Here is a 15,238-nt window from a genome sequence, read left to right on the forward strand (position 1 = left end):
GTCACCGCCACGCCCATACCTGGTAGGCCCGCAGGTCCGGCGCAACTACTGAGGTCGCCCTTCATTGCGCAGCCGGGAGCACTACGTGAGGATCGTCGTGTGGATCGGTCTCTCGACACCCACCGAGAACCCGGCCGCAGGTTTTCACAGGACAAGCGTACTGTTAGACTTCCATCGAGACACTGACCGTGCGTCCGCCTCGAACTCTCACTCCAGAGTTTCGATGCCGAGGCCCGCAGTCAGCGCCTCGCTTCAACCGTCGACACAGCCCCGTCGGCGGTGTGCCTCATAGACGAGTGGAGCTGAAGTGACCGCAAGTAATGATTCATTCGGTGCAAAGGGCACCCTCGACGTCGGAGAGAACTCGTACGAGATCTTCCGACTGTCGGCCTTGCCCGGTGCCGAGAAGTTGCCCTACGCACTGAAGGTCCTCGCGGAGAACCTCCTTCGCACCGAGGACGGTGCCAACATCACCGCCGACCACATTCGTTCGATTGCCTCGTGGGATCCGTCCGCGGAGCCGAGCTTCGAAATCCAATTCACCCCTGCACGCGTCATCATGCAGGACTTCACCGGTGTTCCCTGCATCGTCGACCTCGCCACGATGCGTGAAGCCGTCACCACCCTGGGCGGCGACCCCAACAAGGTCAACCCCCTCTCCCCCGCCGACATGGTCATCGATCACTCGGTCATCCTCGACGTCTTCGGCCGCGCCGATGCTCTCGAGCGCAACGTCGACCTCGAGTACGAGCGCAACGGCGAGCGTTACCAGTTCCTGCGTTGGGGACAGGGCGCGTTCGACGACTTCAAGGTCGTCCCCCCGGGCATGGGCATCGTGCACCAGGTCAACATCGAGTACCTGGCACCGACGATCATGACCCGCAAGGGCCAGGCCTACCCCGACACCTGCGTCGGCACCGACTCGCACACCACGATGGTCAACGGCCTCGGTGTGCTGGGCTGGGGCGTGGGCGGTATCGAAGCGGAGGCGGCCATGCTCGGCCAGCCCGTCTCGATGCTCATCCCCCGCGTCGTCGGTTTCAAGCTCTCCGGTGAGATCCAGCCCGGCGTCACCGCGACCGACGTGGTGCTGACCGCAACCGAGATGCTGCGCAAGCACGGTGTCGTCGGCAAGTTCGTCGAGTTCTACGGCGAGGGCGTGGCCGAGGTTCCGCTCGCGAACCGCGCCACCCTGGGCAACATGAGCCCCGAGTTCGGTTCCACCGCAGCGATCTTCCCGATCGACGAGGAAACCATCAACTACCTGCGCCTCACCGGCCGCAGCGACGAGCAGCTCGCGCTCGTCGAGGCGTACGCCAAGGAACAGGGCATGTGGCACGACCCGAAGAACGAGGCCGTGTACTCCGAGTACATCGAGCTCGACCTCAACTCGGTCGTTCCGTCCATCGCGGGCCCGAAGCGTCCGCAGGACCGAATCCTGTTGTCCGAGTCCAAGGTTGCGTTCCGCAAGGACATCCACAACTACGTCGAGGAGAACCACCCCAAGCACGAGGGCGACAGCAAGCTCGACGAGGCCCTCGACGAATCGTTCCCGGCCAGCGACTCCGCTTCGCTGAGCTTCGCCGAAGAAGATTCGGTCGACGTACGTTCTGCCGCATACGGTTCCGAGGGTCGTCCGAGCAAGCCGATCCGCGTCACCACGGACGAGGCAGGCGAATTCGTGCTCGATCACGGTGCCGTCGTGGTTGCGGGAATCACCTCCTGCACCAACACCTCGAACCCGTCGGTCATGCTCGGCGCAGCACTGCTCGCCCGCAATGCCGTGGAGAAGGGGCTGTCCACCAAGCCCTGGGTCAAGACCAACATGGCTCCCGGCTCGCAGGTCGTCACCGACTACTACGAGAAGGCCGGCCTGTGGCCGTACCTCGAGAAGCTCGGCTACTACCTCGGCGGTTACGGCTGCACCACGTGTATCGGTAACACCGGTCCGCTGCTCGAGCCGATCTCGAAGGCGATCAACGACAACGACCTCTCGGTCACCGCAGTGCTGTCGGGCAACCGCAACTTCGAAGGCCGCATCTCCCCCGACGTGAAGATGAACTACTTGGCTTCGCCGCCGCTGGTCATCGCCTACGGCCTGGCGGGCACGATGGACTTCGATTTCGAGACCGACGCTCTCGGCGAGGATCACGAGGGCAACCCCGTGTTCCTCAAGGACATCTGGCCGTCCGCCGAGGAGATCGAATCGACCATCCAGTCCTCGATCAGCCGCGACATGTTCAGCAAGTCCTACGAGACCATCTTCGCCGGTGACAGCCGCTGGCAGAACCTGTCGACCCCCGAGGGCGACACGTTCGAGTGGGATCCCAAGTCCACCTACGTGCGTAAGCCTCCGTACTTCGACGGCATGACGATGGACCCGGCTCCTGTCGAGGACATCACCGGTGCACGCGTGTTGGCCCTGCTCGGCGATTCGGTCACCACCGACCACATCAGCCCGGCCGGACCCATCAAGGCAGGTACGCCTGCCGCGCAGTACCTGGATTCGCACGGTGTCGAGCGCAAGGACTACAACTCGCTCGGTTCGCGTCGCGGAAACCACGAGGTCATGATTCGCGGAACGTTCGCGAACATTCGCCTCAAGAACCAGCTCCTCGACGACGTCTCGGGCGGCTACACCCGCGACTTCACGCAGGACGGTGGACCGCAGTCCTTCATCTACGACGCGTCGCAGAACTACCAGAAGGCCGGCATTCCGCTGGTCGTGCTTGGCGGCAAGGAGTACGGCAGCGGCTCCTCGCGCGACTGGGCGGCCAAGGGCACCTCGCTCCTCGGCGTCAAGGCCGTCATCACCGAGTCGTTCGAGCGCATCCACCGCTCCAACCTCATCGGCATGGGCGTCGTTCCCCTGCAGTTCCCGGCCGGTGAGAGCGCATCGTCGCTCAAGCTCGACGGCACCGAGACCTTCGACATCGTCGGAGTTGCGAAGCTGAACGAGGGCACCACCCCGAAGACGATGACCGTCATCGCCACCAAGGAAGACGGCTCCAAGGTCGAATTCGAGGCCGTGGTTCGCATCGACACCCCGGGTGAAGCGGACTACTACCGCAACGGCGGCATCCTGCAGTACGTGCTGCGCAACATGATCAGAGGCTGAGTGCGCGTCGTCTGACGTATGCCTCGAACGGCGATGGGCCCGGAACCGACAACGTGTTTCCGGGCCCATCGCCGTATCGGTCGAGGCCCTCATCGAAAGTAGGAAACCCACACGTGCCCAAGGTCAGCGAAGACCACCTGGCCGCCCGTCGAAGCGAAATTCTCGACGGCGCGCGTAAGTGCTTCGGCGAGTTCGGTTACGAGGGCGCGACAGTACGGCGTCTCGAAGAGGCCACCGGCCTGTCGCGCGGAGCCATATTCCACCACTTCAAGGACAAGGACGGACTCTTCCTCGCGCTGGCGCAGGAAGATGCCCGACGCATGGCCGAGGTCGCTTCCACCCAGGGTCTGGTGCAGGTGATGCGAGACATGCTGGCGCAACCCGAACAATTCGAGTGGCTCGGAACGCGGCTCGAGATCACCCGACGATTGCGCACCGACGCGGACTTCCGGACCAGCTGGGCCGAACGGTCTGCCGAGCTGACCGACGCGACACTCGGACGACTCGAGCGTCAGAAGACCGCAGGAAGACTGCGCGACGACGTACCCAACGACGTCCTCGCCGACTACCTCGATCTCGTGCTGGACGGACTGGTGGCCCGCATCGCGTCCGGCCACGGCCGGTCGAACCTCGCAGCGATCCTGGATCTGGTCGAGGAATCGGTCCGGCGGCAGGACTGACCCCGCCCCACTAGGCGAGCTGGATCAGTTCCAGGTATTCCTGCGACCAGTGGTCCTCGGTACCGTCGGGGAGCAGAATCACTCGTTCGGGTGAGAGCGCTTCGGCGGCACCGGGATCGTGGGTCACCAGTACGACGGCACCCTTGTAGCTGCGGAGCGCGTCGAGGACCTGTTCACGGGAGATCGGGTCGAGGTTGTTGGTCGGTTCGTCGAGCAGCAGCACGTTTGCCGCGGAGGACACCAACCCGGCGAGTGCCAGACGGGTCTTCTCACCGCCGGACAATGTTCCTGCAGGCTGGTCGAGCTGGGGTCCGGTGAACATGAACGCTCCGAGCAGCGACCTCAGTTCCTGCTCGCCGGTGTCGGGTGCCGCATGCCGGATGTTCTCCCACACCGACGCCATGTCGTCGAGGGTGTCGTGCTCTTGGGCGAAGTAACCTACGCGCATGCCGTGGCCGGGTTCGATCTCTCCGGTGTCGGCCTTCTCGGTTCCGGCCAGAATGCGCAGCAGTGTCGTCTTACCGGCACCGTTGAGCCCGAGCACCACCACGCGGCTCCCCCGGTCGATCGCCAGATCGACGCCGGCAAAGATCTCCAGCGACCCGTACATCTTGGTCAGGTTCTTGGCCATCAACGGTGTCTTGCCGCAGGGGGCAGGCTCAGGAAAGCGAATGTGCGCAACCTTGTCGGATACGCGCTCCGCATCGAGGTTGGCCATCAACTTGTCCGCGCGCTTCGCCATGTTCTGTGCCGCAACGGCTTTGGTTGCCTTGGCCCCCATCTTGGCGGCCTGCACGCGCAGTGCTCCGGCCTTCTTCTCCGCGTTGGCGCGTTCGCGGCGGCGGCGCTGCTCGTCCGTGGCGCGGGCGTCGAGGTACTTCTTCCAGTTCATGTTGTAGATGTCGGCTTCGCCGCGCACGGCGTCGAGGAACCACACCCTGTTCACCACGTCTCCGAGCAGTTCCACGTCGTGACTGATCACGATGAGTCCGCCCTCGTGGTTCTGCAGGAATCCCCGCAACCAGGTGATGGAATCGGCGTCGAGGTGGTTGGTGGGCTCGTCGAGCAGCAACGTGGTGTTCGAGCGTCCACCACTGCCGTCGGACGCGGCGAACAGAATCCGAGCCAGTTCGACGCGTCGGCGCTGACCACCGGACAGGGTCCGCAGCGGTTGGCCGAGGATGCGGTCGGCCAAGCCGAGGCTGTTGCAGATGCGGGCCGCTTCGCTCTCGGCTTCGTAGCCGCCGAGCGAGGCGAAACGCTCTTCGAGTTCGCCGTACTTGCGGACGGCCTTGTCGAGCAGCGCCTCGTCGGCCACTTCGGCCATCAGTGCCTGCTGCTTTTCCATCTTGTGCAAGAGGGTGTCCAGGCCCCTGGCCGAGAGCACTCGGTCCTTGGCCAGCACGTCGAGGTCGCCTTCCTTGGGATCCTGCGGAAGGTAGCCGAGCTCTCCGGTGCGCACGACCTCACCCGCGTAGGGCTCGCCTTCGCCTGCCAGGATGCGCAGAGTGGTGGTCTTGCCTGCACCGTTGCGACCCACCAACCCGATGCGGTCGCCTGCCTGTACACGGAGCGCGGGCCCCTCGGTGGACAGAAGGGTCCGCACACCGGCACGAACTTCCAGGTCGGTGGCGGTGATCACGCGTGAGCTCCTAGCGATTGCCGAACAATATCGTTGCCCGTCGACCGACGGGCGAACTCGATGTGCGCCGCCGAACGGCACAGCAAACCCCCATTTTAGCTCAGCATTCACGTGCCCTCACCCAGGAACGACGGTGACACCGGTAACGTCTGATCGATGACCGACGCTCCCGAAACAGTCAGCTCTTCCAGCGCGCCGATCCCCGACCTCACCGGGCGCACCGCACTCGTCACCGGCGGCAGCCGAGGCATCGGCAAGGCCATCGCCGCGGAACTGCTCGCTCGCGGCGCGAACGTCGCCATCACCGCTCGCAAGCGCGAACCTCTGATTGCGGCGGCAGCGGAACTCGGTGATTCGGTACTCGCGATCGACGGCAATGCGGGCGACCCGGAGCACCGGCGCACCGCGGTGGCGAGCACTGTGGAGACCTTCGGTTCACTGGACATCCTGGTCAACAACACCGGCATCAATCCCGTCTACGGCTCGCTGATGGATGCCGACCTGGCGGGCGTGAGCAAGATCTTCGACACGAACGTCGTGGGGACTCTCGGCTTCGTCCAGCAGGCGTTCCATGCCTGGATGGGCGAGCACGGCGGCGCGATCGTCAATATCGCCAGCGTGGCAGGCATCCGCTCCACCGGAGTGATCGCCGCGTACGGCGCATCCAAAGCTGCTCTGATCCGCCTCACAGAGGAACTCGCCTGGCAGCTCGGTCCGAAGATTCGCGTCAATGCCGTGGCACCGGGCGTGGTGAAGACGAAGTTCGCCGAGGCTCTCGTCGCCAACGGAGAAGACGCCGCGGCGGCCGGCTACCCGATGAAGCGCCTCGGAAACCCGGAGGACGTAGCGGCCCTGGTGGCCTTCCTGGTGTCGGACGCATCCTCCTGGATCACCGGCGAGACCGTGCGCGTGGACGGTGGTTTGCTCGCCACCGGCGGAATGTGAACGATTTCTCGGCCGACGTCGCCGTCGTCGGACTCGGTCCCGCGGGGCGGGCGGTCGCCCATCGATGTGCCGAGGCCGGACTCGACGTGGTTGCACTCGATCCACACCCGTCGCGCACCTGGACACCGACGTATTCCGCCTGGGCCGACGAGTTGCCGTCGTGGTTGCCACAGACCGCCGTTGCCTCGACTGCGCAGAAGCCGGCGGTATGGACAGATCGCCATCGGATCATCGACCGGACGTACTGCGTGCTGGACACACCTGCACTGCAAGCGACCTTGTCCCTCGACCGCGTGCGAGTGCTGGCCGGGACGGCAGTGGACGTCACCGGTTCCCGCGTGACGACCGCCGACGGCACCATCGTCGATGCCCGTCACGTCGTCGACGCCCGGGGCACGCTCGATTCGCGCGACCTGGCACAGCAGACGGCATACGGCATCGTCGTCGAACGGCACCGCGCCGAGCCGATACTCGAAGGATCCGACGCCTGGTTCATGGACTGGCGTACCGACAACGGCGCTCGCTCAGGTGAAGCCCCGAGTTTTCTGTACGCCGTGGCGCTCGACGAGGATCGGATCCTGCTCGAAGAGACCTGTCTGGTCGGCCGACCACCGCTCGAACTCGCCATTCTTCGATCGCGGCTGCACCACCGTCTCACCCACCGGAATCTGGAACCGACCGGCCACGAGGACGTCGAGCGAGTGCGGTTCTCGGTCGAACCGCCGCCTCGATCGCTGCTTCACACCGGGCGAGGCGGACCGGTGCTGTTCGGTTCCCGGTCGAATCTGATGCATCCCGCCACGGGATACAGCGTCGCGGCGTCGCTGGCGTCGGCGGATCACCTCGTCGAGAGATTTCGAGGCGGCGGTCGATCGGGCCCGAACCGACCGGTGCACGTCTGGACGGTCCAGAAGCTTCGCAACCTCGGCCTGCGCACGGCACTGGCACTCGAACCCGAGATGGTCCCCCAGTTCTTCTCCAGCTTCTTCTCGCTCCCGGTCGAACTGCAGCGTTCGTACCTGTCCGGCCATGACGACGCGCTCGGGACGATGACCGCGATGCTGAAAATGTTTCCGACGCTCCCGGCGTCCGCCAGGCTCGCGATCGCGCGCACGATAGCGCGCACTCCGGGCCGCGGCTGAGTTTTCTCGCCAACGGTCGACACACGGGCGCCCGGTCGGCGATCATGGACAGATGCGCAGCATTTGGAAGGGCTCGATCGCCTTCGGACTGGTCAATGTTCCGGTGAAGGTCTATTCGGCCACCGAGCAGCACGACATTCGGTTCCATCAAGTGCACGCGAAGGACGGCGGTCGAATCAAGTACGACCGGATCTGTCAGGAATGCGGCAAGTCGGTTCAGTTCGCCGATATCGACAAGGCGTACGACTCCCCCGACGGCGAACGCGTCATTCTCACCGACGACGACTTCGACAAGCTCCCTGCGGCGGAGAAGCACGAAATTCCGGTTCTCGAATTCGTGCCGACCGAGCAGATCGATCCGATCCTCTACGACAAGAGCTACTTCCTCGAACCGGACTCCGCGTCGCCGAAGGCTTACGTTCTGCTTCGGGAGACGCTCGAGGAAACAGAACGCACCGCACTGGTGCACTTCACTCTGCGACAGAAGACCCGTCTGGCTGCATTGCGCGTGCGCGACGACGTGTTGGTGATCCAGACACTGCTGTGGCCGGACGAAGTCAGGGCCGCAGAATTTCCTTCGCTCGAGGATGCTCCGTCCGCGCGCCCGCAGGAAGTGAAGATGGCGACGTCGCTGGTGGAAAGCATGTCCTCGGAATTCGATCCCACCGAGTACACCGACGATTACCAGACCGAACTGCGCAAGCTGATCGACGAGACGCTCGCCAACGGCGGCGAGAAGGTCATCCACACCGAGAAGGACAAAGAAGACGACGGTGAGGATGCCGAGGTCGTGGATCTCGTGGCGGCCTTGCAGCGGAGCGTCGAGGCGGCAGGAAAGAACGCGAAGTCGGGGTCCGCCGCATCGGCTCCGGCGAAGAAGGCACCCGCCAAGAAAGCAGCGGCAAAGAAGGCCCCGGCCAAGAAGGCAGCGGCCAAGAAGTCGACCTCAGCCAAGTCCGCCGACTCCAAGGCTGACGAAGCCAAAGGCGCGTGAGCGGGCCGACTCGTCCGTACGTCAGACGGTGAAGCCGAGGGCCCTGAGCTGCTCGCGACCGTCGTCGGTGATCTTGTCCGGGCCCCACGGCGGCATCCAGACCCAGTTGATCTTGAGGTCTGCGGCAAGTCCGCTGCGCACGAGCGCGCCACGAGCCTGATCCTCGATGACGTCGGTCAACGGGCACGCCGCCGACGTCAGCGTCATGTCGACCGTGACGATGTCGTCGGCATCGATCTTGATGTCGTACACCAGACCCAGGTCGACGACATTGATACCGAGCTCGGGGTCGACGACGTCGCGCATCGCTTCTTCGAGGTCCTCGAGCACCTTGATCTCGTCGGCCGTGAGTTCCACCGGCGTGGTGGTCACGGCTGGTGTCGTCTCTGTTGCTTCGGTCATGATTGCTGTCCTCCGGAAAATGCCGACTGGGCGGTCTCGCCCGTCGTGGCTGTCGAATCTGCGTCCACTACTTGAACAACCGCGTCCTTGAAAGCCATCCAGCCCAGCAGGGCGCACTTCACGCGGGCCGGGTATTTGGCCACACCGGCGAATGCGATTCCATCACCGATGACATCCTCGTCACCCTCGACGGTACCTCGACTGCCCACCATCTCGCTGAACGCATCGACCGTCGTCAGGGCTTCGTCGACGGTCAGCCCGACCACCTGATCGGTGAGCACCGATGTCGCCGCCTGACTGATCGAGCAGCCCTGGCCGTCGTACGAGACGTCTGCGACGGTGCCGTTCTCGATCTGCACACGCAGGGTCACCTCGTCGCCGCAGGTGGGGTTGACGTGGTGTACCTCTGCGCCGAAGGGCTCGCGCAGTCCACGGCCGTGCGGGTGCTTGTAGTGATCGAGGATCACTTCCTGGTACATCTGTTCCATACGCATCTACTGCTGACCTCCCCCGCCGTGGTCGGTGGTGCCGAAGAACGACTGTGCGCGGCGAATCGCCTGTGCGAGAACCTGCACTTCCTCGACCGTGTTGTACAGCGCGAACGAGGCGCGCGCTGTCGCAGCCACACCGAATCGACGATGCAGAGGCCACGCGCAGTGATGCCCGACGCGAATGGCGACGCCCTCGTCGTCCAGAATCTGTCCGAGGTCGTGGGCGTGAATACCTTCGACCACGAACGACACTGCCGAACCACGGTCGACGTTCTCGGTCGGCCCGATCACACGAACACCGTCGATCTTTGCGAACTCGGCAAGAGTTGCTGCAACCAAGGTCTTCTCGTGAGCGGCGATGACATCGATACCGATGTTCTCCAGATACCGCACGGCTGCGCCGAGTCCGACGACCTGCGAGGTCATCGGAACCCCGGCCTCGAATCGTTTTGGGGGCGCGGCGAACGTCGTCTTCTCCATGGTGACGGTCTCGATCATCGAACCGCCGGTGATGAACGGAGGCATCGCCTCGAGGAGTGCAGCCTTGCCGTACAGCACGCCCACTCCCGAGGGACCGAGCATCTTGTGACCGGAGAACGCCGCGTAGTCGACGTCGAGCGCGTGGAAATCGACCTTCATGTGCGGCACCGACTGGCATGCGTCGAGGACGACGAGCGCTCCGACGGCCCTGGCCCGACGCACCAATTCCTCGACCGGAGCGACCGCGCCGGTCACGTTGGACTGATGCGTGAACGCGAGAACCTTGACGGCAGAGGACAACTCGAGCGAATCGAGATCGATTCGACCGTCGTCGGTGACGCCGTACCAGCGCAGCGTGGCACCGGTTCGAGCTGCCAACTCCTGCCACGGAACGAGATTGGCGTGATGCTCGAGTTCGGTGACGACGATCTCGTCGCCGGGACCGAGATGGCGGTCGAATCGCTGATCGGCAAGCACGTACGTCACGAGGTTGAGCGACTCGGTCGCGTTCTTGGTGAACATGATCTCGTCGACGTCGGCCCCGACGAACGACGCGATGGCCGCCCTGGCTCCCTCGTATGCGTCGGTGGCCTCCTCGGCCAGCTGGTGCGCCCCGCGGTGCACTGCGGCATTGCAGGTGGTGAGGAACTCGCGCTCGGCGTCGAGTACCTGTACGGGCCGCTGCGAGGTGGCACCGGAATCGAGGTACACCAACGGCTTTCCATCCCGGACGGTGCGCGAGAGGATGGGGAAATCGCGGCGAACCGTGGCGACATCGAACGATGCCGCCACCGCCACAGCTGCCGGTGCAGCCATACTCATGCTCCGGTGGTCGCGGCCTGGGAGTAGCCGGCGTACCCGTTGGCCTCGAGCTCGTCGGCCAGCTCTGCTCCGCCGGACTTCACGATTTCGCCGTTGACGAAGACGTGCACGAAATCGGGCTTGATGTAGCGCAGAATGCGGGTGTAGTGCGTGATCAGCAGCACTCCACCTTCTTCGCGCTCCTTGTACTTGTTGACGCCCTCCGACACCACTCGCAGGGCATCGACATCGAGGCCGGAGTCGGTCTCGTCGAGAATGGCGATCTTAGGCTTGAGCAGTCCCAGCTGAAGAATCTCGTGACGCTTCTTCTCGCCACCGGAGAAGCCTTCGTTGACGTTGCGCTCGAGGAAGTTGGGCTCGATCTCCAGTTCGCTCATGGCGGTCTTGGCTTCCTTCACCCAGTGCCGAAGCTTGGGGGCCTCACCGCGCACCGCGGTGGCGGCGGTACGAAGGAAGTTCGACATCGAGACGCCGGGCACCTCCACCGGGTACTGCATTGCCAGGAACAGGCCGGCACGGGCGCGCTCGTCGACGCTCATCTCGAGCACGTCTTCACCGTCGAGGGTGATGGTGCCGGAGGTCACCGCGTACTTGGGGTGGCCTGCGATGGCGTAGGACAGCGTGGACTTGCCGGAACCGTTGGGCCCCATGATCGCGTGCGTCTCACCGGACTTCACGGTGAGGTCGACACCCTTGAGGATGTTGATGGGCTCCGCGGTCGAGTCGGAGTTGGCGACGCTGACGTGCAGATCGCGGATTTCGAGTGTGGACATCTTCAAATTCCTTTGTGCAGTCGAGAAAGTTTCGGGTGAGACCTACGCGCCGACGACGGCGAGTTCGGTCTCGATGGCAGCGTCCAGACGTTCGCGCACGGCGGGGACCGGAATCTTGTCGATGATCTCGTGGAAGAAACCGCGGACGACCAGGCGTCGGGCCACCTCCTCCGAGATGCCGCGAGCGCGCAAGTAGAACAGCTGCTCGTCGTCGAAGCGGCCGGTCGCACTGGCGTGGCCTGCCCCGACGATCTCGCCGGTCTCGATTTCCAGGTTCGGCACCGAGTCTGCGCGAGCGCCGTCGGTGAGTACCAGGTTCCGGTTGAGCTCGTACGTTTCGGTGCCCTCGGCCTCGGCGCGGATGAGAACGTCGCCGATCCAGACGGTGTGCGCGTCGTGCTTGCCCGGACCGACTTCGCCCTGCAGCGCACCCTTGTACATCACGTTCGACTTGCAGTGCGGAGCCGAGTGGTCGACGAGCAGTCGCTGCTCGAGGTGCTGGCCTGCGTCGGCGAAGTACACACCGAGCAGGTTCGCGTCGCCGCCGGGCGCGCTGTAGCGCACGGTCGGGCTGATGCGCACCAGATCGCCGCCGAGACTGACGTTGTAGTGCCGCAGCACGGCGTCGCGTCCCAGTAGTGCATGGTGTGCTGCGACGTGCACGGCATCGGATTGCCAGTCTTGAATCACTACTACGTGCAACTGCGAGCTGTCGCCGAGAACGAACTCGACGTTCTCGGCGTACGTGCCGCTACCCCGCTGGTCGATCACGACGGTGGCACGAGCGAACGTACCGAGCCGGATCTGCACGTGGCCGTAGGCGACATGGTCGACACCGGGACCGTCGACGGTGATCTCGATCGGATCGGACACCTCGACCTCGTTCGGCACGGAGACGATCGTGGCCTCGGTGAACGCCGAGAATGCCTGAGCGGCAATACGATCGGCCGGAACGCCGGCCTTGCCCAGTCGCTCGTCGTCGCGACCGACGGTCTCCACGACCACCGATTCCGGGGCGCCGACGGTGACCTGAGCGGCCCCGTCGGCGACAGCGGAACCGTCGTGCAAGCCGCGCAGCCGACGCAGCGGCGTGAAACGCCACAGCTCGTCACGGCCGGACGGGATCTCGAACGCATTCACGTCGTAGGACGTGAACTGAGCGCCCTTGTTCTCGACGAGCTTCGACTTGTCTTCCTTGGCCGACTCGGGGTTTTCGGATGCCACGGCACCCATCACTCCGGTGAGGGGGTTGTTCACTTATCCGACCGACCCTTCCATCTGCAGCTCGATGAGCCGGTTGAGCTCGAGCGCGTATTCCATCGGCAGTTCGCGAGCGATCGGCTCGACGAAGCCGCGCACCACCATTGCCATGGCCTCGTCCTCGGTCATGCCGCGGCTCATCAGGTAGAACAACTGATCGTCGCTCACCTTCGAGACGGTGGCCTCGTGGCCCATGGACACGTCGTCCTCACGGATATCGACGTACGGGTACGTGTCGGAACGACTGATCGTGTCGACGAGCAACGCGTCGCACTTGACCGTCGAGCGCGAACCGTGCGCTCCCTTGTTGATCTGGATCAGACCGCGGTACGACGTCCGGCCACCGCCGCGAGCTACGGACTTGCTGACGATGTTCGAGGACGTGTGCGGTGCCAGGTGCAGCATCTTCGAGCCGGTGTCCTGGTGCTGGTCCGGGCCTGCGAACGCGACCGAGAGAACCTCGCCCTTGGCGTACTCGCCGGTCATCCAGACGGCCGGGTACTTCATGGTGACCTTGGAGCCGATGTTGCCGTCGACCCACTCCATCGTTGCGCCTGCCTCGGCCTTGGCGCGCTTGGTGACGAGGTTGTAGACGTTGTTCGACCAGTTCTGGATGGTCGTGTAGCGGCAACGGCCGCCCTTCTTGACGATGATCTCCACCACGGCGGAGTGCAGCGAATCCGACTTGTAGATCGGCGCGGTGCAGCCCTCGACGTAGTGAACGTATGCGCCCTCGTCGACGATGATCAGCGTCCGCTCGAACTGACCCATGTTCTCGGTGTTGATCCGGAAGTAGGCCTGCAGCGGGATGTCCACGTGGACGCCCGGCGGGATGTAGATGAAGGATCCACCGGACCACACCGCGGTGTTCAGCGCGGAGAACTTGTTGTCGCCTGCGGGGATGACGGTGCCGAAGTATTCGCGGAACAGCTCCGGCTGCTCCTTGAGGGCGGTGTCGGTGTCGAGGAACAACACTCCCTGAGCCTCGAGGTCCTCACGGATCGAGTGGTAGACGACCTCGGACTCGTACTGAGCGGCGACACCGGAGACGAGGCGCTGCTTCTCCGCCTCGGGGATGCCGAGCTTGTCGTACGTGTTCTTGATGTCCTCGGGCAGGTCTTCCCACGTTGCAGCCTGCTTCTCGCTGGACCGCACGAAGTACTTGATGTTGTCGAAATCGATACCGTCGAGGTTGGAACCCCAGTTCGGCATCGGCTTGCGCTCGAACGTCTTGAGCGCCTTGAGGCGCGCCTCGAGCATCCACTCGGGCTCGCTCTTCTTCTGTGAGATGTCGCGGACGACGGCCTCGGAAAGACCGCGCTTGGCGCTTTCACCGGCTACGTCCGAGTCGGCCCAGCCGTATCCGTAGGTGCCGAGCGAGGCGATGGTCTCGTCCTGGGTCAGCGGCGCGGTGGGTGTCACCTGGTCTGGTGTGACGGTCATGCGGGCTCCTTCCGGAGGCGTGGGCGTTCTCCGACGCGGGGCTGCGCGTCGGGAGTCTTCTTGTCGGAACTATCGATGTTCGAGTGCCGCGTCGGTGACAGCGGCACGTGCGTCGTGCACGCGCAGTTGCCGTTGGCGATGGTCGCCAAACGCTGCACGTGCGTGCCGAGGATCTCGGCGAACGCGGTCTGCTCTGCCTCGCACAGCTCCGGAAACTCGGAGGCGACGTGCGACACCGGGCAGTGGTGCTGGCAGATCTGCACACCGTTGCCCACCTGACGGGTGGTGGCAGAAAAACCTGCCGCACTGAACGCGTCGGCGATTCGGTCGGCGGCGTCCTCCACGGCATGCGCATCGGATCCCGTCGCCGGCTCCACGTCGGCCACGATCGTGTTGACTCGTTGCCGGGCGAATGTCTCGATGGCCGCGTCTCCACCGATCTTGCGTAGCTGCCGCATGGCGGCACCGGCAAGATCGTCGTAGGTGTGGCCGAGACGGTTACGCCCGGCCGCGGTGAGCTGGAAATGCTTCGCCGGTCGTCCCCGACCACGTTGCCGAGCACCCGCAGGAGTGGTGATGCGGGCCTCGCCCACGTCGATCAGTGCGTCCAAGTGACGTCGGACACCTGCCGCGCTCAACCCCAGCCGAGTACCGATGTCGGAGGCGGTGATGGGACCCTCTTCGAGAAGCAGAGTGACCACAGCGCTCCGCGTCTGCCCCTCGGGGGCCGACGTGGGTCGCACCGACGAAACGCCTGCGCCGGAGGCCGATGACTCGACACTTCCCGGACGCACGAGCGAACTCTCGGTTGTTTTCACAACACCAGTGTGACGGAATTGCGGTAACCGGTCCAGCAAGGGTGCCCTATGCGGCTCGCTCACCGAGCACGGTGGAGATCCCGCGTGAGTGCACCGCTACGCTCCCACTGTGCCATCGACCGACAGTGAGCCCAGTTTCGAGAGCTCACCTTCCGCGAGCGGTCCCGAGTCTCCCTCGGTGTCCGGCACATCGAAGTCCACGCCGACTGCGCTCGTCCACCGGTTCGT

At 64.5% G+C, this 15,238-nt stretch carries 13 protein-coding genes; 5 read left to right on the plus strand and 8 right to left on the minus strand.

The features are described 5' to 3' along the window. Positions 1-307 precede the first annotated feature (307 nt). Together AYK61_RS04110 and AYK61_RS04115 are read left to right on the plus strand one after the other, a co-directional pair. Positions 308-3,118 carry an aconitate hydratase gene (locus tag AYK61_RS04110; protein ID WP_121869912.1) on the plus strand — a complete coding sequence of 937 codons (2,811 nt, stop codon included), beginning with the start codon at positions 308-310 and terminating at the stop codon, positions 3,116-3,118. 113 nt (positions 3,119-3,231) lie between these two features. Then, positions 3,232-3,798, plus strand: coding sequence for a TetR/AcrR family transcriptional regulator (locus tag AYK61_RS04115; protein WP_121869913.1), 567 nt, complete (start codon positions 3,232-3,234; stop codon positions 3,796-3,798). 10 nt (positions 3,799-3,808) lie between these two features. On the opposite strand, the gene AYK61_RS04120 is transcribed toward AYK61_RS04115, so the two are convergent. Continuing rightward, a complete protein-coding gene (locus AYK61_RS04120; RefSeq protein ID WP_094615158.1) occupies positions 3,809-5,440 on the minus strand; it encodes an ABC-F family ATP-binding cassette domain-containing protein in 1,632 nt (543 codons plus the stop codon). Positions 5,441-5,596: 156 nt separating this feature from the next. On the opposite strand from AYK61_RS04120, the gene AYK61_RS04125 reads away from it, so the two are divergent. From AYK61_RS04125 to AYK61_RS04135, 3 genes are read left to right on the plus strand one after another with little or no spacing between them, the layout of a single operon-like run. Beyond that, the gene (locus AYK61_RS04125) at positions 5,597-6,385 is read left to right on the plus strand and encodes an SDR family oxidoreductase (protein WP_121869914.1); all 789 of its coding nucleotides are present in this window, start codon (positions 5,597-5,599) and stop codon (positions 6,383-6,385) included. Then, positions 6,382-7,527, plus strand: a complete 1,146-nt coding sequence (locus AYK61_RS04130; protein WP_121869915.1) for a lycopene cyclase family protein — start codon at positions 6,382-6,384, stop codon at positions 7,525-7,527. The genes AYK61_RS04125 and AYK61_RS04130 overlap by 4 nt, the downstream gene beginning before the upstream one ends. Positions 7,528-7,579: 52 nt before the next feature. Then, on the plus strand, positions 7,580-8,521 hold the full coding sequence (locus tag AYK61_RS04135; RefSeq protein ID WP_121869916.1) for a Ku protein: 942 nt from the start codon (positions 7,580-7,582) through the stop codon (positions 8,519-8,521). Positions 8,522-8,542: 21 nt separating this feature from the next. On the opposite strand, the gene AYK61_RS04140 is transcribed toward AYK61_RS04135, so the two are convergent. The 7 genes from AYK61_RS04140 to AYK61_RS04170 are packed head-to-tail and all read right to left on the minus strand — an operon-like array spanning position 8,543 to position 15,049. Further along, positions 8,543-8,923: a metal-sulfur cluster assembly factor gene (locus AYK61_RS04140; RefSeq protein WP_008716491.1), complete on the minus strand. Its 381-nt coding sequence runs from the start codon at positions 8,921-8,923 to the stop codon at positions 8,543-8,545. Continuing rightward, positions 8,920-9,417 (minus strand): Fe-S cluster assembly sulfur transfer protein SufU, encoded by a 498-nt coding sequence (sufU, locus tag AYK61_RS04145; protein WP_121869917.1) that lies wholly within the window; start codon positions 9,415-9,417, stop codon positions 8,920-8,922. The genes AYK61_RS04140 and sufU overlap by 4 nt, the downstream gene beginning before the upstream one ends. After that, a complete protein-coding gene (locus AYK61_RS04150) occupies positions 9,418-10,710 on the minus strand; it encodes a cysteine desulfurase (protein ID WP_121869918.1) in 1,293 nt (430 codons plus the stop codon). Positions 10,711-10,712: 2 nt separating this feature from the next. Continuing rightward, positions 10,713-11,489 (minus strand): Fe-S cluster assembly ATPase SufC, encoded by a 777-nt coding sequence (gene sufC, locus AYK61_RS04155; protein ID WP_121869919.1) that lies wholly within the window; start codon positions 11,487-11,489, stop codon positions 10,713-10,715. A 42-nt stretch (positions 11,490-11,531) separates the two neighbouring features. Further along, a complete protein-coding gene (sufD, locus tag AYK61_RS04160) occupies positions 11,532-12,722 on the minus strand; it encodes a Fe-S cluster assembly protein SufD (RefSeq protein ID WP_121872422.1) in 1,191 nt (396 codons plus the stop codon). 24 nt (positions 12,723-12,746) lie between these two features. Further along, positions 12,747-14,192 carry a Fe-S cluster assembly protein SufB gene (gene sufB, locus AYK61_RS04165; protein WP_032377835.1) on the minus strand — a complete coding sequence of 482 codons (1,446 nt, stop codon included), beginning with the start codon at positions 14,190-14,192 and terminating at the stop codon, positions 12,747-12,749. Beyond that, complete coding sequence (locus AYK61_RS04170) at positions 14,189-15,049, minus strand: helix-turn-helix transcriptional regulator (RefSeq protein WP_374700535.1); 861 nt, start codon at positions 15,047-15,049, stop codon at positions 14,189-14,191. The genes sufB and AYK61_RS04170 overlap by 4 nt, the downstream gene beginning before the upstream one ends. Positions 15,050-15,238 lie beyond the last annotated feature (189 nt).

Origin of the sequence: Rhodococcus sp. SBT000017 (assembly GCF_003688915.1) — a bacterium.
GTDB lineage: Bacteria > Actinomycetota > Actinomycetes > Mycobacteriales > Mycobacteriaceae > Rhodococcoides.

Coding starts and splice junctions, on each gene's coding strand:
- AYK61_RS04125 (WP_121869914.1), top strand. CDS start 5,597: ATGACCGACGCTCCCGAAACAGTCAGCTCTTCCAGCGCGCCGATCCCC.
- AYK61_RS04135 (WP_121869916.1), top strand. CDS start 7,580: ATGCGCAGCATTTGGAAGGGCTCGATCGCCTTCGGACTGGTCAATGTT.
- AYK61_RS04140 (WP_008716491.1), bottom strand. CDS start 8,923: ATGACCGAAGCAACAGAGACGACACCAGCCGTGACCACCACGCCGGTG.
- sufU (WP_121869917.1), bottom strand. CDS start 9,417: ATGCGTATGGAACAGATGTACCAGGAAGTGATCCTCGATCACTACAAG.
- AYK61_RS04150 (WP_121869918.1), bottom strand. CDS start 10,710: ATGGCTGCACCGGCAGCTGTGGCGGTGGCGGCATCGTTCGATGTCGCC.
- sufC (WP_121869919.1), bottom strand. CDS start 11,489: ATGTCCACACTCGAAATCCGCGATCTGCACGTCAGCGTCGCCAACTCC.
- sufD (WP_121872422.1), bottom strand. CDS start 12,722: ATGGGTGCCGTGGCATCCGAAAACCCCGAGTCGGCCAAGGAAGACAAG.
- sufB (WP_032377835.1), bottom strand. CDS start 14,192: ATGACCGTCACACCAGACCAGGTGACACCCACCGCGCCGCTGACCCAG.